Raw genomic sequence first — 24001 nt, forward strand, 5'->3', positions numbered from 1 at the left:
TGATTTCAATTGTGGTGAGCGCCGATGCTCCTCGCGTGCGGCGGGAGCGCGGCCTAACTTATCTAGTTTCTCACACCACCAGCTGAGCAGGGTACGCTTGTGGTGTGAGCGAACAGTCATCGATCTATGCGCAGTCCGGAGTAGATACCGCGGCGGGCGACCTTGCCGTCGAACTTATGAAGGCCGCAGTCTCTCAGACGCACGGCCCCGAGGTAGTTGGTGGTGTTGGCGGATTCGCCGGCATGTTCGACGCCTCTGCCCTGCTGGGCTACAAGAAGCCCCTGCTCGCGTCGTCGACTGACGGCGTTGGCACCAAGGTTGCGATTGCTCAGGCGATCGACAAGCATGACACCATCGGCCAGGACCTGGTCGCAATGGTTGTCGATGACATCGTCGTGGTGGGCGCGAAGCCCCTCTTCATGACTGACTACATTGCGTGCGGCAAGGTTGTTCCCGAGCGCATCGCAGATATCGTTCGCGGCATCGCAGAGGCATGTGCCGCAACCGGTACCGCACTCGTCGGCGGCGAAACCGCTGAGCACCCCGGCCTCCTCGGACCGGACGACTACGACGTTGCAGGCGCAGCGACCGGTGTTGTCGAAGCGGATCGCATGTTGCACGCAGGCCTCGTCCGTGATGGTGACGTCGTCCTCGCAATGGGTGCTTCGGGCATCCACTCGAACGGCTACTCGCTCGTTCGCCATATCCTTTCGGAAAAGGGCATCGGCTACAACGATCACTCGAACGAGCTTGGTGCGACCTACGGTGAGGCGCTCCTCACTCCGACCGCGCTGTACACCGGCCCGCTGCTGAAGGTTCTCGAAGATCCCTCGCTCGACGGCGCGATTCACTCGCTCAGCCACGTCACCGGTGGTGGCATCGCTGCGAACCTCGCACGCGTGCTGCCCGTTGGCTCGTGGGTTGAGCTCGAGCGTTCGACCTGGTCACCGCTTCCCGTCTTCCGTCACCTCGCTGATCTCGGTGGTCACACCCTCGAGTCGCTTGAGGGTGCATGGAACCTCGGCGTCGGCATGTTCGCTGTCGTGGAAGAGGCACGCGCAACTCAGGTTGCTGCTGCACTCACCGCGCAGGGCCTCGACACCTGGGTTGCCGGCAAGATCTCGACCTCGGAGCGTGACTTCACTGGCTTCGAGCAGGGCGCAAAGGGCGTCAACGGTGGCGCGGTGCGTCTCGTTGGTAACTTCGCAAACTAACTTCTGACACGAAAGCGGCCCCCGGGATCTTCCCTGGGGCCGCTTTCGTGTGTTTGGCACGGTGCCTATCGCGAACGTGGGGCGCGGATCAGTGCGCGGATCGCGTCAGCGCATGATGAGTGCCGTCGCAATGGCCGCGAGGCCCTCGCCGCGGCCGGTGAAGCCCAAGCGGTCGGTGGTTGTCGCTGAGAGGCTCACAGGGGCGCCTACGAGTTCTGACATGACTCGCTGGGCTTCCTCCCGACGGGGGGAGAACTTTGGCCGGTTGCCGACTACCTGCACGGTGACGTTCACGGGCTTCCAGCCCTCGGCTGCAAGCTTTTCGAGTGCGAGCCGCACGAAGCCGGTGCTCGCTGCGTTTTCGGTGCCAGGAAGGTCGACGCCTACGAGCCCGCCGATGTCGCCGAGGCCGGCCGCGGACAGCAGCGCATCAACGACCGCATGGCAGACGGCATCGCCATCGCTGTGACCAGAAAGCCCGGTCTCGCCCGGCCAATCGATACCGGCAAGGCGCAGCGGCGACTCAGAATCGTACGCGTGCACGTCGAAGCCATTGCCGACACGGATGTCGGGGAAGCTCTGCGCGGTCATTCGCTCACCTCTACTGCGTCGATGTTTGCGGCAAGGAAGTGTTCGAGCACCGCCAGGTCTGCCTTGGTCGTGAGCTTGTGTGCGCGCTGTTCGCCAAGCACGGTGCGCACGGCGCCACCATTACGCTGGACGACCTCCGCATCGTCGGTGGGGAGGGATGCGTTGCGCGGATCCGCCCCCTGCAATTGCGCGGTCTCATGCGCAGCAGAGAGCGTCTCAAAAGGGAAACCCTGGGGTGTTTGAACCGCGACCAGCGTGCTGCGATCGACGGTTTCGTGCACCACGCCATCGGCGTCAACGCGCTTGAGGGTGTCGACAACAGGGAGCGCAGGAACAACAGCCTCGCCAGTGCGTTGCACTTCGGCAATCACGCGATCGAAGAGTGTGACACTCGCGAACGGGCGTGCAGCATCGTGCACAAGAACCGTCTCAATGGTCTCTGGGAGGGCAGCAAGGCCAAACCGGACGGACTCGTGACGCTCACGGCCACCGGGCTGGACCGAAATCTGCCAGTTCGAGTTGGCAGGGAGAATCTTCTGGGCCATCTCGAGGGTCTGCGCCGCGTAGGCCTCAGGAACGACCACCACGAGGTGGCCAGCGTGGGGAAGCGACGTAATGACGCTCATGCCGAACTCGATGAGTGGCCGGCCATGCAGCTCAACGAATGCCTTCGGCACGTCCATGCCAAGACGCTCGCCGCGCCCGGCGCCGACGAGTACGGCCCCAAGTGTGGGCAATTCGTGCGGCGTAGCACCGCTCGCCGCCTGTTCATTGTTGAGAACGCTCATGGCCCCCAGGTTACCGGTGACGGCGACCTGGAGGCCATGAAATGTGTGCGTGTTAGACGCGTGCGCCAAAAGTGTTTGGCGTGTGGCTTGCACCTGTTATCGGGTGCGCCCCAAACCTAAACTTAGGAAGCAAGAACCTCGTCGAGAAGCTCCGAAGCCTTATCTTCATCAGTCTTCTCAGCGAGCGCGAGCTCCGAAACGAGAATCTGACGTGCCTTAGCGAGCATTCGCTTCTCGCCAGCAGACAGCGACTTTACTTCCTGATCGCGGCGCCAGAGGTCGCGAACAACCTCGGAAACCTTGATGACGTCACCCGAAGCAAGCTTCTCGGTGTTCGCCTTGAAACGACGCGACCAGTTGGTTGGCTCTTCAGTGAACGGGGTGCGAAGCACCTCGAATACCTGCTCAAGGCCGTCCTTGTCGATAACGTCACGAACGCCAACGAGGTCGCAGTTCTCTGCGGGAACCTCGATCGTCAGGTCGCCCTGGTCGACCTGCAGCTTCAGGAAGAGCTTTTCTTCGCCGCCGATCTTGCGCGTCCTTGCCTCAATGATCTTGGCTGCGCCGTGGTGGGGGTAGACAACCGTCTCTCCAACCTCAAATTGCATTGAGTCACTCCTTCTTCAGTCCAACGACTAGAATACCACAGCCATGGCTATAGACTTAGGTAAACCTAAGCTGCGCCTGATATGCGCATGTCGGTAAGATAAAATCAAACTGTCGCCCCGGAACTACAAGCGGGCGTGGAACCTACGGCTCGGAGGAACCCTTTGAAGATTCGGATTGCCGCATCGATCGCACTCGCAGCTGGCCTCGCACTCGGTGCAACCGGCTGCAGCCTCATGGCACCGGTGGCTACCGTTGATCCCTACGCTCCCAGCGACGGCATCACGGTGTCGGCTGACGGCGTTGACGTTCGCAACATGATCCTCGTTGCTGACGAGACCGGTGAGAACCAGAACATCGTCTTCGGCTCGGTGAACAACACGGGTGCTCCCGCAACGCTCACGGTGAAGTTCGTTGTCGATGGCTCGGCTTCATCGACCGCTACCTTCGAGCTTGAAGAGGGCCAGCAGCTCTTCGGCAACCCCGAGGCCCCTGAAAGCGTTCAGCTGGTATCGATCGACGCTATCGCTGGTTCGACCGTGAAGGCGTACTTCTCGGTTAACGGCGGTGCTGAGGTCGAGCACAACGTGCCCGTTCTCGATGGCACGCTCAAGGAGTACCAGGCGTACGTTCTCCCCGCAACCGGCATTGCCGTAGACGAGGAAGACGCAGACGCTGCTGACAAGGGTGCTGCTGACAAGGCAGACGCAAAGGCAGAGACTCCCGCAGCGGAGTAATCCTGTCGGGGTTAGCCCCGTTGCAGACACGGTCTGTATCTCCAAAAGCGCCTCGCTCGAAAGAGCGGGGCGCTTTTGCGTGCCTGGGCGCACGCCCGTTGCTGGGCTCGGACGCCCGTTGTCTGGCCTGACCTAGCCGATCGCATGCGGGCGCCGTGAAGAATGGGTGCGCGCGCCGCGCGCTCTGTGTAAATTCAAGCCCAGGCGACTCGGCCCATAGTTGGTTCAGAGCGGCTTCCTCGAACGTGAGGTGCGCTGGCGCTGGCGTGAAGCGTTATGGAGACCCCGAGAAGCGGCTTGAGCGTGTCACGTAGGGTTAACCCCTCGAAACAGGGGGTTTCTCACAAAAACATGCGTTTCTGGCGTATGAAAGTGCCAGCTGTGCGAGAAAGGCCCAGTTTCGTGGGGTTGAGACAAAACCGGGGCTGGTCGCAGGGGCTGCGTCAAGACCGCCGCACCCTCGGGCCTAGCCCCGAGAACACCCAATCACCCGAAGCGGTAGCCGACGCCGCGCACGGTCGAGATGAGCTTGGGTGAGCCCGGCTCTTCCTCCACCTTCGCGCGCACACGCTTGATGTGTACGTCGAGCGTCTTCGTATCGCCGAAATAGTTACTGCCCCACACGCGGTCGATGAGCTGACCGCGCGTGAGCACGCGTCCAGCGTGCCGCATGAGCATTTCTAGGAGTTCGAACTCGCGCAGGGGCATGGTGACCTCTGCTCCGCGCACCGATACCGCGTGCCGGTCGATGTCGAGCCTGATACCGTGTTCCTCAAGGATCGCGTCGCCCGCGGGCTCGGGTTCTGCAACGGGAGTGGGGGCGGATCCGCGCCTCACTGCCGCCCGCACACGGGCGAGCAACTCACGGCTCGAGTAGGGCTTTGTAACGTAGTCGTCTGCGCCGAGTTCAAGGCCGACAACGATGTCGATTTCGCTGTCCTTCGCGGTGAGCATGATGATTGGGACTTGCGAAGTCTGGCGAATCTCCCGGCACACCTCGGTTCCCGGGAGCGAGGGGAGCATGAGATCGAGGAGCACGAGATCTGCGGGCTCGGCCGTGAATGCGCGCACCGCCTCTGCGCCATCGTCGACGACGGTGACGCGGTATCCCTCGCGCTCGAGAAGGAATGCGAGCGGAGTCGAGATCGATGGTTCGTCTTCAACCAAGAGAATGTGTGCGTTCACGCTGATTCTCCCTTCACAATTCGTTTGGCAAGTTTGAGGCGCTTGGCCTGCTTTTCTTTCGCTCGGCCCTTGTGGACCGGGAAAGTGAGAGTAAACGTTGAGCCAACGCCCGGCTGCGACCAGACCGAGACGTCGCCGCCGTGGGCGCGCATGCTGTGGCGTGCGATGCTGAGACCGAGGCCGGTGCCGCCGTCTTCGCCGCGGCGGGTGCGCGAACCGTCGACTCGGTAGAAGCGCTCGAAGATGCGGGTCTGATGCTCGCTTGAGATGCCCTGGCCCTGGTCGGTGACTGAGACCTGGAAGCCGTCGCGATCGACGTACATTCCCACACCGACGTGACCTCCTTCGGGGGAGTAGCGGACGGCGTTAGACAGCAGATTTGAGATCGCAGAGGCGAGCGCAGTTGGACGGCCAAGGATGACTGGGTCTTCGGCTGCCTTGGCGGATCCGCGCGTGACATCCGTCATCGTAATCTCAACGTTGTTCTGCACCGCGTACTCGCGTATCGCGTCAACCTGTTGTTCGACGAGGGCGACGAGATGGACCTCTTCGCGATCTTCCGGACGGAGGGTCGACTGCGCTTCAGAGAGCTGGATGATGTCGCGCGAGAGCTCACCGAGTCGGCGTGACTCCTTGATGAGGCTCTGGGAGAAGTTCTTGACAATTTCTGGCTCGTCTGCGGCCTCGTGAACGGCCTCCGAAAGCAGGCTGATAGCCGCGATCGGGGTTTTCAGCTCGTGCGAGACGTTCGCAATGAAGTCGCGACGCATCGCGTTGACTCGCTGCTGTTCGCCAAGATCCTCCGCGAGGACTACCAAGAACCTGGTTTCTACCCGCACCACCGAAATGCGCACGGTGTCGTGCGGATCGTTCGGATCTGGCTCTTTCGTGTAGGGAGCGCCTGTTGTGAGTACGCTCCGCGCCTGGGTGAGGAAGTACTGACTCTGCAGCTGGTTCGCGTTCACGAACCGTTCAACTCGCGCAATCGAGTTTGCGTAGACGGGTGTCAGTGACGCATCGAGAATGACCGCGAAAGTGTCGATTGCATCGAGAATAGACGTCGCAATCACTGGCAACTCGGGGCGCATGGCTTCAGCTCGTTTGCGTCCGGTCGCGCGAGCGATCGTAATCGCGGCGACGAGTGCTGCTCCGGCGATAACGCCAAGCGCTACCGAGAGAAGTACAAGCGCGGTTGGTGTCATAGTTCTTATCGTAGGGCGAGCGCCGTGTGATCACTGGGAGAAATCTTTGCTGTTCAGTCGTTGTTCACTTTGCGGATAGGTGGGGTTTACCGGAGCCATTCACAGTAGATTGAGGAAACGGGCGTACGTGCCCGAACCGGATCGCGTGCGAAAACGCACCAGCACCTACCAAGAAGGGGTACCGATGCGCGAGGTATTTCAGCAGTCGCTTCAGGAAGTTCAGGAGCGCCTCGTCGGCATCGCCGAACTCGTTGAGCAGTCGATCACGCAGGCGACCGCGGCGTTCGGGAAGTCCGACGTAGCGCTCGCAGAAAACGTCCTTGATGAGGCAGAGCAGATTGGCGAGCTGGTGCTCGCGCTTGATGAGCTCGCGATCGACATTCTCGCGCGTCAGCAGCCCGTCGCATCAGACCTTCGCCTCGTTGTGGGCGCTTTGCGCATGGGAGCTTCATTGCAGCGCATGGGTGACCTCGCCGAGCACATTGCGCAGCTCTCGCGTTACCGCTACCCGGAGAGTGCCATTCCCAAGGGTCTGAGCAAGACGTTCGCGCGCATGGGTGAACTTGACGTTGAGATGGCGCAGCTTGTTGTGAAGCTCCTCTCGACGCAGGACCCCGAGGTGATTGAGGCGATCCGCGATCTCGATGACGATCTCGACGAACTGCACGCAAAGGTCTTCGAAAAGGTCCTGAGCGACAAGCTCGCAAACAACCCGATGGGTGTTGTCGATGCAACCCTCGCAAGCCGCTACCACGAGCGATTTGGCGACTACGCGGTGAGCGTCGCGAAGCAGATGCGTTACTTCCTCGTTGGCGAGCTGGCCTAATCTCCGCTTGATCTGGCCTGACCTGGGGAACAACTGAACGCCGGCGCTTGCGCCGTGCGGGTAAGCTAGTGACGTGAAACAACGCATCTACGACTCGCGCGCGCAAGACGTCGTCGACTTTATCCCCCTTGAAGCGGGCAAAGTTGGCATGTACGTCTGTGGTCCGACCGTGCAGTCGGCGCCGCACATCGGGCACCTCCGTAGTGCGCTCGTGTACGACCAGATTCGTCGATGGCTCGCTGCGACTGGCCACGATGTGCGTTTGATCCGCAATGTCACTGACATCGATGACAAGATTCTCGACAATGCGCGGATCGCGCAGGCCGACGGATCTACCGAAACTTGGTGGGCGCTTGCCTACCGCGTTGAGCGTGAGTTCACGGCAGCATATGACGCCCTTGGCGTACTCGCACCGACCTACGAGCCGCGTGCGACCGCGAACATTAGCGAGATGATCGACCTGATCGCGCTGCTCATCGAGCGCGGTCACGCGTACCAGGCGAACGATGGCACGGCGAACGTGTACTTCGACACCGCGAGCTGGTCTGAGTATGGCGCACTCACGCGTCAGAAGGTCGACCAGATGGAAGACGCGGCAGACTCTGAGCCCATGGGCAAGCGAGCTCCGCAAGACTTTGCGCTCTGGAAGTCGCACAAAGCGGCAGAACCCGAGAGCGCTTCGTGGGATTCGCCGTGGGGCCGTGGTCGTCCAGGCTGGCACATTGAGTGCTCGGCGATGGCTACGCGCTACCTGGGCGAGCACTTTGATATTCACGGCGGCGGCCTCGACCTTCGCTTCCCGCATCACGAGAACGAGCTGGCACAGTCTTCTGCTGCCGGTCACGGCTTTGCGAATCACTGGATTCACAACGGCCTCGTGAACACTGGCGGCCAGAAGATGTCGAAGTCGCTTGGCAACTCGCTGTTTGCGGCCGACTTGCTGAGCTCCGCGCGACCGATTGTGTTGCGCTACTTCCTGGGATCCGCGCACTACCGATCGGTACTCGAATACTCGACTGACTCTCTCACCGAGGCAGCAGCGGCGTTTGGCCGCATCGAATCGTTTATTGATCGCGCGAGTGAAAAGCTCGCTGAATCGGGCACTGGAGTGCCCGTATTCGGCGGCGGCGCAACGGTCGCTGAACTGCCTGAGGCGTTTGCCAAGGCGATGTTTGATGACTTCGCACTGCCGCAGGCGCTTGCTGCGATCCACGACGCCGTGCGCGCGGGTAATTCCGCGATTGACGCTGGCGATGCCGTCACGACGGCTGCTCGCGCCACTGAGGTGGCTGCGATGCTTGACGTGCTCGGACTTGATCCGCGCGCGAACGAGTGGGGTGACGGTGCCGCAGGTGAATCGAGCGATGCCGCTTCGGCCGCTCTTGATGAATTGATCACGGCGCTCATTGAGGAGCGTCGCGATGCCCGTGCCAACAAGGACTTCGCCACAAGCGATGCGATTCGCGACCGACTCGCGTCTGCCGGAATCGCCCTTGAAGACAGCCCGACCGGAACCCGCTGGAGCCTGACATGAGTAATAAAAGTAGCCGTACTGGAGCAGTCCGTAAGAAGGGACTGGGCAAGGGCGTAGGCTCTGGCGGCCAGGGTCGCCAGGCGCTTGAGGGCCGTGGCCCCACGCCCAAGGCAGTGGACCGCGAGTACCACCCCGCACACAAGGAAAAGATGGCGCGTGAGCGTTACGAGGCTGCCAAGGCACGTCGTGCCGGCGGCCGCAACACCGCTCCCGTGAAGCGCAAGTCTGGCGACGAGAGCGAGCTCGTGACCGGCCGTAACGCTGTGCTCGAGGCGCTGCGTACGAAGATCCCCGCGACGACGCTGTACATTGCTGCGCGCATCGAGATGGACGATCGCACCCGCGAGATCCTTCGCCTTGCGACGAACCGCAACGTTCCCGTGCTTGAGATCATGCGTCCTGAGATGGACCGCATGGTCGAGCGCGACACCGTGCACCAGGGCATCGTGCTCAAGGTGCCGCCGATGGAGTACGAACACCCGCTCGACGTGCTGCAGAGCGTCATCGCGAAGAACGAGACTCCGCTGCTCGTTGCGCTTGACGGCGTGACCGACCCGCGTAACCTCGGTGCGATCATTCGTTCGGTTGCTGCGTTCGGTGGCCAGGGCGTCATCGTGCCCTCGCGTCGTTCGGCAAGCCTGAACTCGGCAGCATGGAAGACCTCGGCAGGCGCTGCCGCTCGTATTCCCGTTGCACGTGCAGCAAACCTGACCCAGACCATCAAGGAATTCAAGAAGCAGGGCGTCTTCGTGATCGGCCTTGACGGTGGCGGCGACGTTATGATTCCGAACCTCGAGCTGGCTGACCGCCCGCTGCTCGTTGTCGTTGGCAGCGAGGGCAAGGGCCTGTCGCGTCTCGTCACCGAGACCTGCGATGCAGTTGTATCGATCCCCATCTCGTCGGCAACCGAGTCGCTCAACGCAGGTATCGCCGCCAGCGTTGCGCTCTACGAGATCTCGAAGCTGCGCGCGGAGCGTTCGGCAGAGTAACTACAAAACAGTGACTGCGGTCACGCGCCACCGACCTTTGTCGTGTTCAGCGCGGATCGCAACAGCTATGGCAGAGGCCGCGGTGTTGAGAATCACCGCGGCCTCTAGCGTTCCCTGGACCGGTGACGTGAGGTGCACGCCCTGTACCGTCGGCACCACACGCTTGGCACCCGAACTCGCAAACCTCGTTTCTGCTCGAACCGCTCGCAATTGTGAGAGGTTCTGCGCAACGTCGTAAGTGACAAGTTTTCCCAGTTGGGCGACGAGACGCACGCCGGTGATGACCTCAAACACCATGATGGCGATCCGCGCAATGAGTGCGGCGCTCGGTAATTCTGGTGCGCTCCCGACGATCGCGATCGGTGCGACCGGATCTGGTCGCCACGCGCGAGCGGGCGCGGATCGCCCCGCCCGCACCGTCTGCGTCTCGACGCGTGTGTGCGGCGGTGAAGGGGCAAGCAGTGATTGCGCAGCGGGCATAAGAGGCTCCTTTGGAAGTGTGCGATCGCCGTGCCAGATCCCCGGTTTTTTCTGGTGTGAGCGTTCGCGGCGTGAATGGAGCACCAACGATAAAGGCAGGCGATTAGGGGTCGTCAACGGAACCTTTGCCTTGTGAAATTTCTCCTAGGTGCCGTCTTCTTTCGCTATCTAGCCGCGAGGGCTTGCACACTTGGTTAGGCTTATGGCATGCCAACGTTGCGCTCACTCACCACGAAGTACTCGACTCTTTCGACGGAAGAGATCGATTGGCTAGAGCGCCTTGGTCTTGACCTCCCGCTGCTCGCTGACCTCTCGCTCAGTGACGTGGTGCTGTGGGTGCCGACGGAGGAGAATAGCTACCTCGCGATCGCGCACAGCCGTCCCGCTGGGTCGATCACGCTCTTCTACCGCGACATCATCGGTGAGTTCCTGCGCCACGACTGGCGCGAGGTGGTCGATAAGACCATGGAAACCGAGAAGCCCGCCGCTTCGACCTCGCCTGCTTGGTACGAGGAGCACCCGATGCGCCTGACGGCCTACTCGGTGAGCCGTCGCGACGAGCAGGGTGGCGTGCACGGTCCGTTCGCTGTCCTCACGGTGCACACGAGCGCTGAGGAGACACAGGTCGCCTCGCGCATCGCAGCCGCTTCGAAGGAGATCGCTGAAGACCTCTTCGGAATGGCACAGACGGGTCTCTTCCCGTCCATGAACTCTGAGTGGGGCAGCGCACAGGGTGCGCCGCGCGCCGCTGACGGTCTCGTGCGAATCAATCTCGAGGGCACTGCGACCTTCGTGAGCCCGAACACGCAGACCACCTTCTCCATGCTCGGCTACCGCGACGAGATTGAGGGTGAAAACTTCTCTGAGGTCATTGCCGAGATCGTCAAGGGCCAGTTCGACACCAACGAGTCACTGCCGCTCATCGCGCAGGGCAAGGTGGCGCGCCGTCATGAGATCCACGCACGCGGCCGTTCGGTGACGCTGCGTTCGATCCCGATCTACCACGGCAACACCCGTGTCGGTGGCGTGGTGCTGTCGCGCGACGTGACTGAGGTGCGTCAGCAGGCGCAGGAGCTCATCACGAAAGACGCGACGATCCGCGAGATTCACCACCGCGTGAAGAACAACCTGCAGACCGTGGCCTCGCTGCTGCGCGTGCAGGCACGCCGCGCCCGCAGCGAGGAAGCCAAGCAGGTGCTTGGCCAGGCAATGCGCCGCGTTGCTGCGATTGCGGTGGTACACGATACGCTTTCGACCGGTCTGTCACAGATCGTCGACTTCGACGTCGTCTTCGATCGCGTGCTTGGCCTCGCGGCCGAGGTCGCGTCGCTACACAACACGACCGTGCAGCTCAAGCGTGTCGGCAAGTTCGGCGAGCTGCCCTCTGAGTACGCGACCCCGCTCGCGCTCGCGCTCACCGAGATCGTGACTAACGCGGTCGAGCACGGCCTTGCTGGCCGTGAGGGCGAGGTGTTCATCAAGGCGGATCGCACCGAGGAACGCCTGGCAGTCGAGGTCATCGACTCCGGCACCGGCCTTCCCGGTGGCACCGTTGGTGACGGCCTCGGAACGCAGATCGTGCGTACCCTCATCGAGGGTGAGCTCGGCGGCTCGATCGTGTGGGGCGCTGATGTTGCTGGCGGCACCCGCGTCGCAATTGAGGTGCCGCTGCACTGGCTCGCAGCAGAGACGCGGCCGATTCCCACGCTGTAGCGTGGTGTGGGGGTCGTTCTGAGAGGTACGATAGACGGGTGATTACCCGGCTCAGCTCATTCTTTCTGAAGACCCTCCGCGAGGACCCTGCAGACGCAGAGGTCGCAAGCCACAAGCTCATGGTCCGTGCAGGATACATTCGTCGCCAGTCGCCGGGTGTATTCGGCTGGATGCCTCTGGGCCTGCGTGTTCGCCGCAAGCTCGAGAACATCATCCGTGAGGAGATGAACGCAGCTGGTGCGCACGAAGTGCACTTCCCTGCACTGCTGCCGCGCGAGCCTTACGAGGCAACCGGCCGCTGGGAAGAGTACGGCGACGCGCTCTTCCGTCTCCAGGACCGCCACGGCGCAGACCACCTGCTTGCTCCCACGCACGAGGAAGCCTTCACCACGATGGTGAAGGACATCATCTCGTCGTACAAGGAGCTGCCGGTCACCCTGTACCAGATTCAGGACAAGTACCGCGATGAGGCTCGTCCCCGCGCAGGCCTGCTGCGTGGCCGCGAGTTCAGCATGAAAGATGCGTACTCGTTCGATGTCTCTGACGAGGGTCTCGCTGCAAGCTACGAGAACATGCGCGATGCATACGAGCGCATCTTCACCCGCCTGAACCTCGACTACGCAATTGTTGCGGCTGACGCCGGTGCAATGGGCGGATCGCGAAGCGAAGAGTTCCTGCTCCCCATCGAGATCGGTGAGGACACCTTTGTGCGTTCGGCTGGCGGCTACGCCGCAAACGTCGAGGCATACAAGACTCCGGTTCCCGCTGAGATTCCGTTCGACGGCCAGCCCGAGCCCGTGGTCTATGATTCGCCGAACACTCCGACGATCGACACCCTCGTCGCGCACACCAACGCTGTGCTGGCACGTGTGGACGGCCGCGAGTGGACCGCTGCTGACACGCTCAAGAACGTCGTGCTCGCAGTGACCGATCTCGAGGGCAACCGCGAGGTCGTCGTTATCGGCCTGCCCGGTGACCGCGATGTCGACATGAAGCGCGTTGAGGTTGCATTCCCCAACTGCGAGGTTGAGCCCGCAACAGCCGACGACCTGAAGAAGCACCCCGGCCTCGTTCCCGGCTACATTGGTCCGTCGCTCGACGGCGCTGCTGTGCTCGGCGAAGAGGGTTCGACCGGCGTTCGTTACCTGCTTGACCCCCGCGTTGTTTCGGGCACCTCATGGGTGACCGGTGCAAACATCGCTGAAAAGCACGTTGCGTACCTCGTTGCAGGCCGCGACTTCACCGCAGACGGCGTTGCAGATGTTGCAACCGTTCGCACCGGCGACCCCGCACCCGACGGAAGCGGCCCGATCGAGACCGCACGTGGCATGGAGATCGGCCACATCTTCCAGCTCGGTCGTAAGTACGCTGAGGCGCTCGGCGCTAAGGTGCTCGATGAGAACGGCAAGCTTGTCACCGTCACCATGGGTTCGTACGGCATTGGCGTGACCCGCATCATGGCGATTCTCGCTGAGCTCAACCACGACGACCGCGGCCTCATCTGGCCCCGCGAGATCGCTCCCTTCGACGTGCACGTTGTTGCAACGGGCAAGGATCCCGCGATCCAGGAGATCGCGACCGAGCTCGCAGAGAAGCTCGATGCAGCTCGCATTGAGGTTATCTTCGACGACCGCCCCAAGGTTTCGCCCGGCGTGAAGTTCGGCGATGCCGAGCTGCTCGGTGTTCCCCGCGTCGTCGTCATCGGTCGCGACGCGGCTGAGGGCTTCGCTGAGGTTTGGGACCGTGCCGCTGGCACCAAGGAAAAGGTTGCCATCTCGGAGGTTCCCGCACTGTTCGGTGCGTAAGCCTTTCGGCTCTTACTAGGAGCGCGCTCACCCTTCGGGGTGGGCGCGCTCTTTGCTTAGTTCGGGCGGTCGCGGGTGCGGTTGCGTTGCTCTTGGGGTGATCTGTACTTCGGGTGAGTGAGATTGGCAGCGCGTAGCGCTCAACCCCTCGAAAAGGGGCGTTTCTCTCGAGACGGATAGTTGCATGCAACAAAAGCGGGTCTGTTCGAGAGAAAGGGGTGTTTTCGGCGTAATTGGCACGCTGAGGTGCGCAGGATTGGCTCAACGCTGAGGCGTTCTGCGCTGCTCACAGGTGGGTCGGAGTTCCCCGGAGACGAGTTATCCACAAATTTGACTTCGCGACTTCAAATGTCAGTGGCTTCCACTAACGTCGACGACATCAGCACTACTCCCTGGCGGGGATGGCCGGTGAGCATTGCTGAAGCGTCGCACTGACGCGAGACCACTTTTGGCTGACGGGGGCGTTGCCAAGCCACTTGAAAGGAACGCCCCATGGCAAATGTCACAGTCTCCTACGACGAGCTCAATGCAGCGGCCGGCCGGCTCGATGCTGGCAAGACCGAGATCATCGGCAAGCTGAGAGAAATGCAGCAGCAGATCCAGTCACTCGTGTCTTCAGGCTTCGTCACAGATAGTGCTTCGAAGCGATTTGAGTCTTCCTACGCTGAGTACACAGCATCAACGAACACCGTCGTTGAGAAACTCACCGAGATCCGCCAGTTTGTTCTGAGCGTTGCGCAGGCCCATCAGGAGATGGACGCGCAGATTGCAGCTCGCATTCAGTAGTTCCTCACTCTTTAGGGGTCGCTGGTGCATGCCAACCGTTGGACTACGGACGGCTGCACTGGTGACCCCGCAGGTGATTGTGAATGACAACTTCTTCCACATGGAGGTATTGAAATGGTTCTGCTCAACATCGGGCTGAACGACCTAACTGAAGCGGGAAACAAGCTGGTGTACGGCGGCAACCTGATGGTGCAAAACAACGTCCCCAGACCTCAAGACCTCGCGACCGGCGTGACAGGTATCGGCGGCGAAATTACAAGATTCTTGCTTGCGCTGCAGGTAGCGCGAGCGGCTCTTGCAGATGCTGCGAAGACCACCCACGGCGAGATCCGGGAATTGTGCGGTGAGCTGACCTCACTCGACAAGGAATTTGCAGGCGTTCTAGCGACGGGATTTGCGCTGAGGGGTGACGAGAAGTGAGCATCGTCCTTCCGAACATCCGCCAGCACCTCGGCCCTTCACCCATTAGCGGCAGCACGGCTGAGATGGAGGCGGTGCAAAAGTTCATCACTGACGTGGAGCGCGACGCGTCTGGCTACGACGCTGCGGTGCGTTCTGCGGCAGAGTGGCTTTCCCGTCAGTCGTCCGAGTCTGTTGAACGACTCCGCGTGAGACTACAAGACACACTTTCTTCCGGGGCCAAGCGGGTGATCACGAGCACTACCGATGCCAAGACTGCAATTCGCACCTACGCCGCCGAGGTTGAGGCCGTTCACCGGGAAGCCCGCGCGGTGATGATCGACACCGAGATGGCGTTCTCCTACATCCGCAGGGCGGAAGCGAAGCTCTCTGAGATCGCCTACGAGATCGGTCGGCCTGGCCTGGTGCCTACGTATTGGAAAGAAATCCCAAACCCATTCCCACAACCCCGGCTTGATTCTCGCGGTGATGCAATGGATACGGCAGAGCGGGAGGCGATGATCTCCCAAATGTGCAATATGTACGAGCACTCCTGGACGGTCGCGGCCAGCGAATGGAAGCAGGCGGTTGAAACTGCGACAGGGGCGCCCAGTAAGTGGGGTGCGCTTTGGGAGCGCAGACGAAATGCAGAAGACAAGTTGCGAAGGTTATTGCAAGACACCCCAATTGGGCACCTGATAGGGCTAAGTCAGAACTGCAAGGGCCTACAAGCAAAACGAACAATTGCACTTGGGTTGACCAGCGAAGTCTGGGGCGGGGTCGGAACCCCCGCCGAGTTCGAGATTGATTACCCGTCGTTAAGGGACCTCTTTGGCGGAGAACCTGGAGTGGCCTGGTGGGACTCACCGCCGGCACCCGAAGTCGTCATCTCCTGGTGGTTAGGTCTGACTGTCGAACAGCAAGAGTTTCTCATTCGCGAGCGGTCAATGGTTATTGGAAATCTTCCGGGCTTGTCATTCGTCACAAGAGATAGGGCGAATCGCGAAACCTTGCGAATTATTGCTGCGAACCCGGCAGGAATTTCGGCAGATACCGCGAGACTGTTATCCGGTCTTCAAACCGCCGTTGAAACGAAGCTCTCGGGACGTCTGGCCGGCGTCGAAAGGCACATCGTTTCCCTAAACACACTTGTTGACCCGCCTTGTGCAGCAATGAGCTTGGGAAACCTAGATCATGCGGAACGTATTACGTGGTTGGCAGCTGGCATGGAAAGTAATGCTCCCGCCGCGATTCGAAACTGGAACCAGGTGGGTCGCAACGTATTCGAAGAGCAGAATAGACACTCATCAACTGCTGGAGAACATGCTGTCGCTGTTTGGCTGGGGTATGACACCCCGGCCTTGGGTGATTCAGCGAGCTCCGCAGGAGTATTGGGGTCGGAGAAGGCCTTTGCCGGGGCGCAACGACTTGCAGGTGAAATTGATGGCACTTACCGGAATTCGAGTCATGCTTCGACGCGAAATCTAGTTGTAAATGTAGGTGCTCATTCCTACGGCGTGAACACCGCGTCGATCGCGCTCACACTCACGAAGAGACCAGTGGATTCGTTCACAACATTTGGTAGTGCAGGCGTAGACATGCGTTATGTGGCGAATCTTTCATCTTTGCATGTGCAAGAACGCGAGCCCGGTCAGCCCGCAATCTACGCAGTACATGCGGAGGGCGACGATATTGCTCCTGTAGGGGCCGCATTTTCGGGCCGTAAAACCTTTACGGAACAGCCGCAACGGATACTCGGCTTAGAAGGACCGGCAAGTATGCCTGGAGTACTGGTGTTTTCTGCTGAGGGCGTTGAAAGCCAAGGGCTTCGAAGTACGGACGGTCATGCGGTCATCGGTGATGGCAACGACAACGGGTTCATGGGACATAGCGCGTCTGACGGGCACGGGTATCTGGACCGAAGGACGCAGTCTCTTAACTCGTTTGCGCGCATTACGTCTGATCCAAAAGGAGCTGAAGTAACTGGCGGATTCAAAAGGTCAATCGGAAAGTGAAAGCAAGCTTACGAAAGAAAGAGAATCTATGACGAAAACACTCTTTAGATACCTATGCGTTGGGCTATCCGGGCTTGTTCTTTTTTCTACGGCTTCTTGCTCGGATGCTGGAAATGAGAAGTACTGGGGAAACGGCGCAACGTCAGTTGAACAGAGGCGTTGGATCGGAGCGCAATTTGAATTAGTAATTGGGGTGATCGGTATCGAACGTGGTTGGGTCCAAGGGTACGATCCGCAACTTGTGGAGTGGAGAAACGACGCTGCATCACGCGGGCGGATTCTTGATTCTTTTGGCCCAGGGACGTGCTCGAAAAGATTTAGTGACGATATTGAACGGATGAACTTCATCGGGCTACTCAAGAACAGCGAGTTTGTTGGTGACGCAAGTGACGCTCTACGAAACGTCGAATCCCTGCTAACAGCCTCTGGCTGGGTAGCGAAGTATTCAGAGGGTCCGAGCGTGGGGGAAGCTGTTGTTAGGGCAATCCGAGATGATGGCGCGGGAATCGATCTTCACTCTCTGAAACGCGGCTTGACGCTGTCGGTGACCTCGCCGTGTTCATCGATGCCCTACGACTTCGGCGGTCTAGACCGCGACACAGTACCGAGCGTTCTGGATCCGGTGGTGAATGACTTCCGCAGGCTTCCCAACACGAAGGAAGAGCGCGCGGCTTGGAGCCCAATGCAGAGAGACCCCAAGGAAGAACAGCTAAACCGCGAGCTCGAAGAGGAGCCGAAGCGATGACGCGTCAATTCAAGTTATGGCGGGCAGCTCTGGCGCTCCTTCTCTGCTCGAGCGCCCTGACATTTTCAGGCTGCAGCGCCGCCGAAGAAACGAGCGAGACACGATGGCCCACTGACACCGAGCTAGTAGATCTCAGACGGTGGATGGGAGGCACGTACGACTCCTTGGTTTCGGCGACTGGCATCAGCGACGGGTGGACTGTGAGCTCCTCAACCGGTGACGTTGCGTGGGACGGATCGCTGGAAAACAGGCTGCGTGCGCTTGATGCGTTGCGTCCGGTCGCATGTGAGATGCCCTACGGAATGACCGAGAGCCGGAACCGACTTCATGAGAAGCTCACGTTGGCTGGCGACGGGGTTGACTATGTGGAGTCAGCAGAACGCATGTTTGCGTTTCTCGAAGCAGACAGCTGGCTCGTGGTGTTTTACAACGAACCAGAGCCCGGCCAGTGGGAATACGAAGCATCGGTTGACGGAGAAGCCACAATCAGAATTCACGTCAGTGAAGAATCACTCTTCGTCACCGTGGATTCACCGTGTTCTTCTGCTCTTACGATGTTGGATCTCAACGAGATCGACCGTCAGCCGAGTGTGATGGACGCTGACTCGCAGCGAGGCGTCAGAACGTGAGATCGAATGACACAAACTGGAGTTTAGATCGATGAAGCTCCAGACAACGGTAGTGACGCATGACGGAAACCCTCGCGACATCAGTATCGAATTCGCGGCGACGAGTACAGCATCGGAGGTGAGCTCCGCGCTAATTCGCACAGGTATGACCGGCAACTCTGAGTTGGAAAGGATCGCGCTTCACAATGCCGCACCGCTCACGTTGAGTGTGCGCGCTGCTGGACAGGCAGGGGAGTGGATCTGCGATCCACATTCCCTCATGAGCGGGATGACAAACGCCTTGGGCGCAACCATACGCCCGATGCTTGAGCAAGCGGTCCGTGTCGATGCGGTGCGCGAGATACAGCCCGTAGGCGAAGCGGAAGTGCTCAACGGTGAGCAGCAGGGCGCAAAGTTCAGTCTTGTGCCTGGGGCAAACGTGATTGGACGTGAACCTGGGAGCAGAATTCGGCTGCTTGATCAGAGCGTCTCGCGGAAGCACGCGGTGCTGGAAGTAATGAACATGGGCAGCATGGAGCTACGTGACCTTGGTTCCGCGAATGGCCTTCTCATCGAAAATCAGCAGGTAAAGAGCGTCCGAATTGAAGCGGTCACCAATGTAGAAATAGGCACGATCAGTCTGCGGATCACGCCCTGGGGAGCGCGACCTGTCGCTGCCTATCAACAGGCGCATGAGCCGCACGTGCGAAGCCCCCGCGTGGAACAGAGATTCCCTGATTCGGAACGTGAGCTGCCGGCGGCGCCGAAACCGCCTGAGCCGATGCGCGTGCCAACCGTCGGCCTAATTGCGCCCATTTTGTTGGGAGGGGCGATGTTCGCGTTTACCAAGTCGCCACTCAGCCTTGTCATGATGGCGTTCTCCCCGCTGATGATGCTGGGAACCTGGCTCGACAATAGGTCTACTGGGAAGCGTAGGTTCAGGCGGCAAAACAAACAATTCACCGTTGAGCTTGGACTGGGGAAACAGGAACTACAGGACCTTGCGATAGAGGAGGTCGCAACAAGAAATGAGGAACACCCAAAGAAGCAGATAACAGATCACGCTGTGGCAGTGCGTGGTGAGTATCTGTGGACACGGAGGCCTGAACACGAAGCCTTTCTTTCGGTGAGGCTCGGAGAAGGAATGCTGCCGAGTCGAACACAAGTGAAGCTACCGAAGCGGAATGAAGCCCCGGCAGAGCTCTGGAGCCTGCTCAAGTCTGTGAATGATGCTCACGAGGATGTGGGCCCGGTTCCCGTCGTGGAGAAGCTCACCGTGTGCGGGGCGTTAGGGGTCGCTGGTGAGCTGGCCCATGTGACGCGAATTACACAGGCCCTGGTCACTCAACTCGTGACGCTCCACTCGCCGTTGGAGGTCGGGGTAGTGAGTTTCATCGATGAGCGGATGGAACAGGGTTGGTCGTGGCTGAAATGGATACCCCACACTCGTGCAGCTGAACAAGCACTCGGGCAGTGGCCACTGACTGCGGTGAGAGGTAGTGACGAGAAGAAGGCAACGCTTGACCTCATCTCAACCGTCGAGGAGATCATTGAGCTCCGAAAGGCGGAGACCCGGTCTAGCGGTAGCGCCCGTCTGCTCCCCGCACTGGTGATCTTGGTGCTCGGTGACCCGGGGACAGCGCGAGCACGTCTCATCGGGATCGCTGAGTGCGGACCCAGCGTGAGTGTTCACGTTATCTGGATGGCGGAGAGTTCAACCCAGCTGCCTGCAGCCTGCCGAACGTTTGTCACGGTAGATGCGCAAGGTGCCCGCGCGCACTTTGTTCAGGAACACAAGGTGGTCGCGCTCACGGGAGTCGAAGAGCCAGAACCCCAGGCAGCACACACGCTTGCGCGCATGCTCGCACCCATAGTGGACGCCGCCGGGATTGACCGGGTAAGCGTTGAACTGTCAAACAAAGTGAATCTCAGAGACATCATGCAGCAGGACATTCTGAGCGGGCCGGCCCCCATACAAGTTGCATGGCATCTTTCGGGGAGCCTGCACAGCAGCTGGGGAAGCCACCGTGCAGGCCAGACGGTGGCGCTCGCCGCAACTGTGGGGCAGGGGCCGGCGGGGCCGATCCGCCTCGATTTGAAAGCGGACGGCCCGCACGCCCTGGTCGGAGGGACAACCGGTGCCGGGAAGTCGGAGTTCCTGCAGACATGGATCATGAGCATGGCAGCGACGGTGAGTCCAGAGCGGCTGAACGTCTTGTTGGTCGACTACAAGGGTGGGGCGGCGTTTGCAGAATGCGTGGATCTCCCGCACACGGTGGGACTCGTGACCGATCTCAGCCCGCACCTCGTTAGGCGGGCACTCACCTCGCTCCGGGCGGAACTGCGGAAACGGGAAGAGCTCCTCGCGGAGTACGGAGCCAAAGACCTCGCTGCGATGGAACGCGAGGGGAACCCGGCCGCGCCTCCGGCACTGGTCATCGTTATTGACGAGTTCGCTGCGCTCGCCGCAGAGATCCCGGAGTTCATCGACGGCGTAATCGACATCGCTCAGCGCGGAAGATCTCTCGGACTGCACCTCATCATGGCGACCCAGCGTCCGGCTGGCGTGATCAATGACAACCTTCGTGCAAATACCAACCTGCGGATCGCGCTCCGGATGGCCGACGAAGCCGACAGCAGAGACGTGGTTGGCACAACAGAGGCAGCGCTCTTTCCATCAGAATTCCCGGGGCGGGCGATGCTGAAAACCGGACCCGGTCGTGTGACCCACTTTCAGAGTGGCTACCTGGGCGGGACCGCGAGCGAAGCCGACAAGCAGGAGATCATCATTCGCTCTTTTGGCACGAGCGAGGGTGAGCCGTGGCCGATCAGCCCGGAAGAACGGCGGACGCGGAAACGACGAAAGCAGGCACGAGATATCGAGCGGCTTCGTGATGCGATCATCGACGCGAATCGGGACGAGGGGATCGCGCCGCCGAGGAGACCGTGGCTTGACGAACTACCTAATCGATTGACGCTTCAACAGCTACAGCGGGTGAGAGTTGCCGAATCCGCGTTCGAGAGTTACAAACCTGGCGACAAGCCCCTGATTGGGCTGTGTGACGACCCCGAGCAGCAAGCGCAGTATCCGATCGCGCTGCACTTCGAGGCCGAGGGGAACCTTGTGTTGTACGGGGCGAGCGGCGCGGGCAAAACCACGGCGTTGGTGTCGATCGCCGCGGAACTCAGTGATGCCGACGGCGCTACCCCAGTCGAGATCTACGGGATCGACGCGAGCAACGGAGGGCTCGCGTTACTCGCGACGCTGCCAACGGTTGGTGCAGTTGCGCCGCTGCATGACGAGGAGCTGGTCGAGCGGATCCTGCGCAGGCTCACGGAGTACATCTCCGATCGCGGAAACCGATTCGCCGCGGCGCGTGCGGCCTCGCTCTCGGCCTATCGGACGGCGCGACCGGCGGATCGGTTACCCCGGGTGTTCCTGCTCGTTGACGGCATTGCGGCCTTCCGGCAGGTTACAGAGCGTGACAGCGAATCTGCCAAAGTTATGGATGCGCTCGAGAAAATCATGATGCATGGACGCTCGGTGGGTGTGCACGTGGTGTTGACGGCGGATCGGCCGGCAAGTATCCCGCATCGACTCTCATCCCACGTGCAGCAGCAGTTCACCCTGCGCCTCGCAAACGCGATAGATTACGCCGCCGTCGAGGTGAAAGGGGATGCGCTTGAGGACTCCTGCCCTGGGCGTGCAATGGCCGCTGGCGATACCCGGCTGTTTCAGCTCGCGCTACCCGTGGATGCGCTCGAATTACAAGAGTTCGACGCAGAAATACGTCGTCGAGCAGAGCGCCTGCTCGCCGCGGGCATTGAGCCGGTGGCTCCGGTGAAGAAGGCGCCGACCGAGCTCCTACTGAAGGACCTTGGGGACTGGGTGCCCGGGAGACTTGTGCGGGAGGAACGGGCAGGGATCGGATTGCGGGTGCGCGAACTGTCGCTCGCGACGAAGCCGACCCGTGGGCTGGCGGTTGTTGCGGGCGGGAGCGGGCACGGCGTCTCCGAAGCGGCACTCGCTTGTGTGGCCGCGGCCGCCACCGAATCACAAGAAACCGCGCTGCTCACATTCGCGCAGCCCGGGCTCGCGCACCGACTCCGTTGGGACCGAGTCGTCTCAGGTGCAGACGAGATAGCAACCGTGGCACGAGAACTCGCAGACGAGTGCGCAGTTGATCAAGCCAGCAAAGGACGAATCATCGTGATTGAACGATCCGCGCTCGCTGAAGGCACCGCCGCGCTGGCACCGCTCGCGGCGCTCTGCCAAGCCGCTAAGCGCGCCAAACACGCCAACATATTGGTGATTTGTGAGTTTGAATGCGGATCCGCGGGCGGAGTCTGGGAACTCGCGCAAGTGGTGAAACAGCCGACCTGGGGCGTGCTGTTGCGACCGGAGGAGAACGAGATGCAGCATCCGTTCGCAGGGCTGGGGCGCGTGCCGAAAGGGGAGTATCCTCCAGGCCGCGGGCTTGTGATCGAAGACGGCAAGACCTATGCGGTGCAACTCGCCCGCGCCGCACCAAGCATCGATTGACCAGGCAATGAACAGCGCGGTGCGGTAAGCTGAACGATCTGCTCGGGTGCGGTGGCGCATCCGAGTGACATCTGAATAGACATTTGAATATTTCATAGGAGGCCACGGTGAAGATCGAACTCGTCACTCTGCGACAGATCGAGCGCGAGAAGGAAATTCCCTTCGGCGAGCTGGTCGAGATCATCGAACAGGCAATCCAGCAGGCATACCTGCGTCACGCTGAAAACCAGAAGCTCCCCATCCCGGACGAGCGCGACGTGCGCGTTATCCTCGACCGCAAGAGCGGCGAGATCTCGGTGAAGGTTCCCGAGCTCGACGCTGAAGGCAGCGTCATCGGTGAAGCGTTTGTGACCGCAGACGAATTCGGCCGCGTCGCTTCGAGCGCGGCAAAGCAGGTTATCAACCAGCGACTCCGCGATCTTTCTGACGATGCAGTGCTCGGTCAGTTCAAGGACAAGGAAGGCCAGATCCTTTCGGGCGTCATTCAGCAGGGCCCCAACCCCCGCATGATTCACGTAGACCTTGGCGACGTCGAGGCAATCATCCCTCCTGAGGAGCAGATTGCAGGCGAAGAGTACACCCACGGTTCGCGCATCCGCGTCTACGTGACCGCAGTCGCAAAGGGCCAGAAGGGCCCGCAGGTAACCGTCTCGCGCACCCACCCGGGGCTCGTTCGTCGCCTCTTCGAGCGCGAGGTTCCCGAGATCGGTGAAGGCCTCGTTGAGATCGTTTCGCTCGCACGCGAGGCTGGGCACCGTTCAAAGGTTGCTGTCCGCGCAAAGCAGGCAGGCATCAACGCAAAGGGTACCTGCATCGGCGAGATGGGTAGCCGCGTACGCGCTGTCATGAGCGAGCTTGGCGAAGAGAAGATCGACATCGTCGACTACTCGCCAGAGCTTCCCCGTTTCGTTGCAAACGCACTTTCGCCCGCAAAGGTGACCGATGTGTTCATGCTGAACGAGTCGCTCAAGCAGGTTCGTGCACTCGTTCCTGACTTCCAGCTCTCGCTGGCAATCGGCAAGGAAGGCCAGAACGCCCGCCTCGCTGCGAAGCTCACCGGCGCGAAGATCGACATCCAGCCAGATTCGATCATGAACGACTAAAACCAAGCCCCTTTTCGGAGCCGCCACGCGTAAGCGCGAAGTCCCGAAAAGTAGCGGGTTCGAGGGCTGGCCTAGGATTCAACGTCCCAGACCAGCCCTAGGCCCCGAGCCTGAATGCATGCACTACGGAAG

Annotated in this window: 20 protein-coding genes; 14 read left to right on the plus strand and 6 right to left on the minus strand. The window is 60.7% G+C overall.

Features of this window, described 5'->3' with window-relative positions:
• The first annotated feature begins 104 nt into the window (after positions 1 to 104).
• A complete protein-coding gene (gene purM / locus ICL81_RS00420) occupies positions 105 to 1214 on the plus strand; it encodes a phosphoribosylformylglycinamidine cyclo-ligase (RefSeq protein ID WP_188033040.1) in 1110 nt (369 codons plus the stop codon).
• A gap of 105 nt (positions 1215 to 1319) precedes the next feature.
• On the opposite strand, the gene ispF is transcribed toward purM, so the two are convergent.
• From ispF to ICL81_RS00435, 3 genes are all read right to left on the minus strand, one after another.
• Positions 1320 to 1805, minus strand: a complete 486-nt coding sequence (gene ispF / locus ICL81_RS00425) for a 2-C-methyl-D-erythritol 2,4-cyclodiphosphate synthase (RefSeq protein WP_188033041.1) — start codon at positions 1803 to 1805, stop codon at positions 1320 to 1322.
• Positions 1802 to 2593 (minus strand): 2-C-methyl-D-erythritol 4-phosphate cytidylyltransferase, encoded by a 792-nt coding sequence (ispD, locus tag ICL81_RS00430; protein ID WP_188033042.1) that lies wholly within the window; start codon positions 2591 to 2593, stop codon positions 1802 to 1804. Before ispD ends, ispF begins: the two co-directional genes overlap by 4 nt.
• 122 nt (positions 2594 to 2715) lie before the next feature.
• Positions 2716 to 3201 (minus strand): CarD family transcriptional regulator, encoded by a 486-nt coding sequence (locus ICL81_RS00435; RefSeq protein WP_188022936.1) that lies wholly within the window; start codon positions 3199 to 3201, stop codon positions 2716 to 2718.
• A 162-nt stretch (positions 3202 to 3363) separates the two neighbouring features.
• On the opposite strand from ICL81_RS00435, the gene ICL81_RS00440 reads away from it, so the two are divergent.
• Entirely contained in the window at positions 3364 to 3936 is a 573-nt protein-coding gene (locus ICL81_RS00440) for a DNA modification methylase (protein ID WP_188033043.1), read from the plus strand.
• 486 nt (positions 3937 to 4422) lie between these two features.
• Here ICL81_RS00440 and ICL81_RS00445 read toward each other — a convergent pair whose 3' ends face one another.
• Together ICL81_RS00445 and ICL81_RS00450 are read right to left on the minus strand one after the other, a co-directional pair.
• Positions 4423 to 5121 carry a response regulator transcription factor gene (locus ICL81_RS00445; RefSeq protein WP_188033044.1) on the minus strand — a complete coding sequence of 233 codons (699 nt, stop codon included), beginning with the start codon at positions 5119 to 5121 and terminating at the stop codon, positions 4423 to 4425.
• Positions 5118 to 6323, minus strand: coding sequence for a cell wall metabolism sensor histidine kinase WalK (locus ICL81_RS00450; RefSeq protein ID WP_188033045.1), 1206 nt, complete (start codon positions 6321 to 6323; stop codon positions 5118 to 5120). The genes ICL81_RS00445 and ICL81_RS00450 overlap by 4 nt, the downstream gene beginning before the upstream one ends.
• A 184-nt stretch (positions 6324 to 6507) precedes the next feature.
• On the opposite strand from ICL81_RS00450, the gene phoU reads away from it, so the two are divergent.
• The 3 genes from phoU (at position 6508) to rlmB (ending at position 9672) form a co-directional block, all read left to right on the plus strand.
• Positions 6508 to 7149, plus strand: coding sequence for a phosphate signaling complex protein PhoU (phoU, locus tag ICL81_RS00455; protein ID WP_188033046.1), 642 nt, complete (start codon positions 6508 to 6510; stop codon positions 7147 to 7149).
• Between the two features lie 73 nt (positions 7150 to 7222).
• On the plus strand, positions 7223 to 8683 hold the full coding sequence (cysS, locus tag ICL81_RS00460) for a cysteine--tRNA ligase (protein WP_188033047.1): 1461 nt from the start codon (positions 7223 to 7225) through the stop codon (positions 8681 to 8683).
• Complete coding sequence (gene rlmB, locus ICL81_RS00465) at positions 8680 to 9672, plus strand: 23S rRNA (guanosine(2251)-2'-O)-methyltransferase RlmB (RefSeq protein ID WP_188033048.1); 993 nt, start codon at positions 8680 to 8682, stop codon at positions 9670 to 9672. Before cysS ends, rlmB begins: the two co-directional genes overlap by 4 nt.
• Here the strand turns inward: rlmB and ICL81_RS00470 are convergent, their stop codons facing one another.
• Entirely contained in the window at positions 9673 to 10152 is a 480-nt protein-coding gene (locus ICL81_RS00470; protein WP_188033049.1) for an Rv3235 family protein, read from the minus strand.
• Between the two features lie 207 nt (positions 10153 to 10359).
• On the opposite strand from ICL81_RS00470, the gene ICL81_RS00475 reads away from it, so the two are divergent.
• The 9 genes from ICL81_RS00475 to nusA all read left to right on the plus strand — a co-directional run bounded on the left by ICL81_RS00475 (position 10360) and on the right by nusA (position 23869).
• A complete protein-coding gene (locus tag ICL81_RS00475) occupies positions 10360 to 11865 on the plus strand; it encodes a sensor histidine kinase (protein ID WP_188033050.1) in 1506 nt (501 codons plus the stop codon).
• Between the two features lie 38 nt (positions 11866 to 11903).
• Positions 11904 to 13670 (plus strand): proline--tRNA ligase, encoded by a 1767-nt coding sequence (locus tag ICL81_RS00480; RefSeq protein WP_188033051.1) that lies wholly within the window; start codon positions 11904 to 11906, stop codon positions 13668 to 13670.
• Positions 13671 to 14162: 492 nt separating this feature from the next.
• Entirely contained in the window at positions 14163 to 14456 is a 294-nt protein-coding gene (locus tag ICL81_RS00485) for a WXG100 family type VII secretion target (protein ID WP_188033052.1), read from the plus strand.
• Between the two features lie 114 nt (positions 14457 to 14570).
• Positions 14571 to 14876 carry a hypothetical protein gene (locus tag ICL81_RS00490; RefSeq protein WP_188033053.1) on the plus strand — a complete coding sequence of 102 codons (306 nt, stop codon included), beginning with the start codon at positions 14571 to 14573 and terminating at the stop codon, positions 14874 to 14876.
• Complete coding sequence (locus ICL81_RS12105) at positions 14873 to 16870, plus strand: alpha/beta hydrolase (protein ID WP_188033054.1); 1998 nt, start codon at positions 14873 to 14875, stop codon at positions 16868 to 16870. Before ICL81_RS00490 ends, ICL81_RS12105 begins: the two co-directional genes overlap by 4 nt.
• A 28-nt stretch (positions 16871 to 16898) precedes the next feature.
• Complete coding sequence (locus ICL81_RS00500) at positions 16899 to 17615, plus strand: hypothetical protein (protein ID WP_188033055.1); 717 nt, start codon at positions 16899 to 16901, stop codon at positions 17613 to 17615.
• A 200-nt stretch (positions 17616 to 17815) separates the two neighbouring features.
• Positions 17816 to 18244 (plus strand): hypothetical protein, encoded by a 429-nt coding sequence (locus ICL81_RS00505; protein WP_188033056.1) that lies wholly within the window; start codon positions 17816 to 17818, stop codon positions 18242 to 18244.
• Positions 18245 to 18545: 301 nt separating this feature from the next.
• Positions 18546 to 22766 (plus strand): FtsK/SpoIIIE domain-containing protein, encoded by a 4221-nt coding sequence (locus tag ICL81_RS00510; protein WP_251381578.1) that lies wholly within the window; start codon positions 18546 to 18548, stop codon positions 22764 to 22766.
• A gap of 107 nt (positions 22767 to 22873) precedes the next feature.
• Complete coding sequence (gene nusA, locus ICL81_RS00515) at positions 22874 to 23869, plus strand: transcription termination factor NusA (protein WP_188033058.1); 996 nt, start codon at positions 22874 to 22876, stop codon at positions 23867 to 23869.
• The last annotated feature ends 132 nt before the right edge of the window (positions 23870 to 24001 follow it).

Origin of the sequence: Leucobacter sp. cx-328, from assembly GCF_014530035.1 — a bacterium.
In the GTDB taxonomy this organism is placed as follows: Bacteria; Actinomycetota; Actinomycetes; order Actinomycetales; family Microbacteriaceae; genus Leucobacter.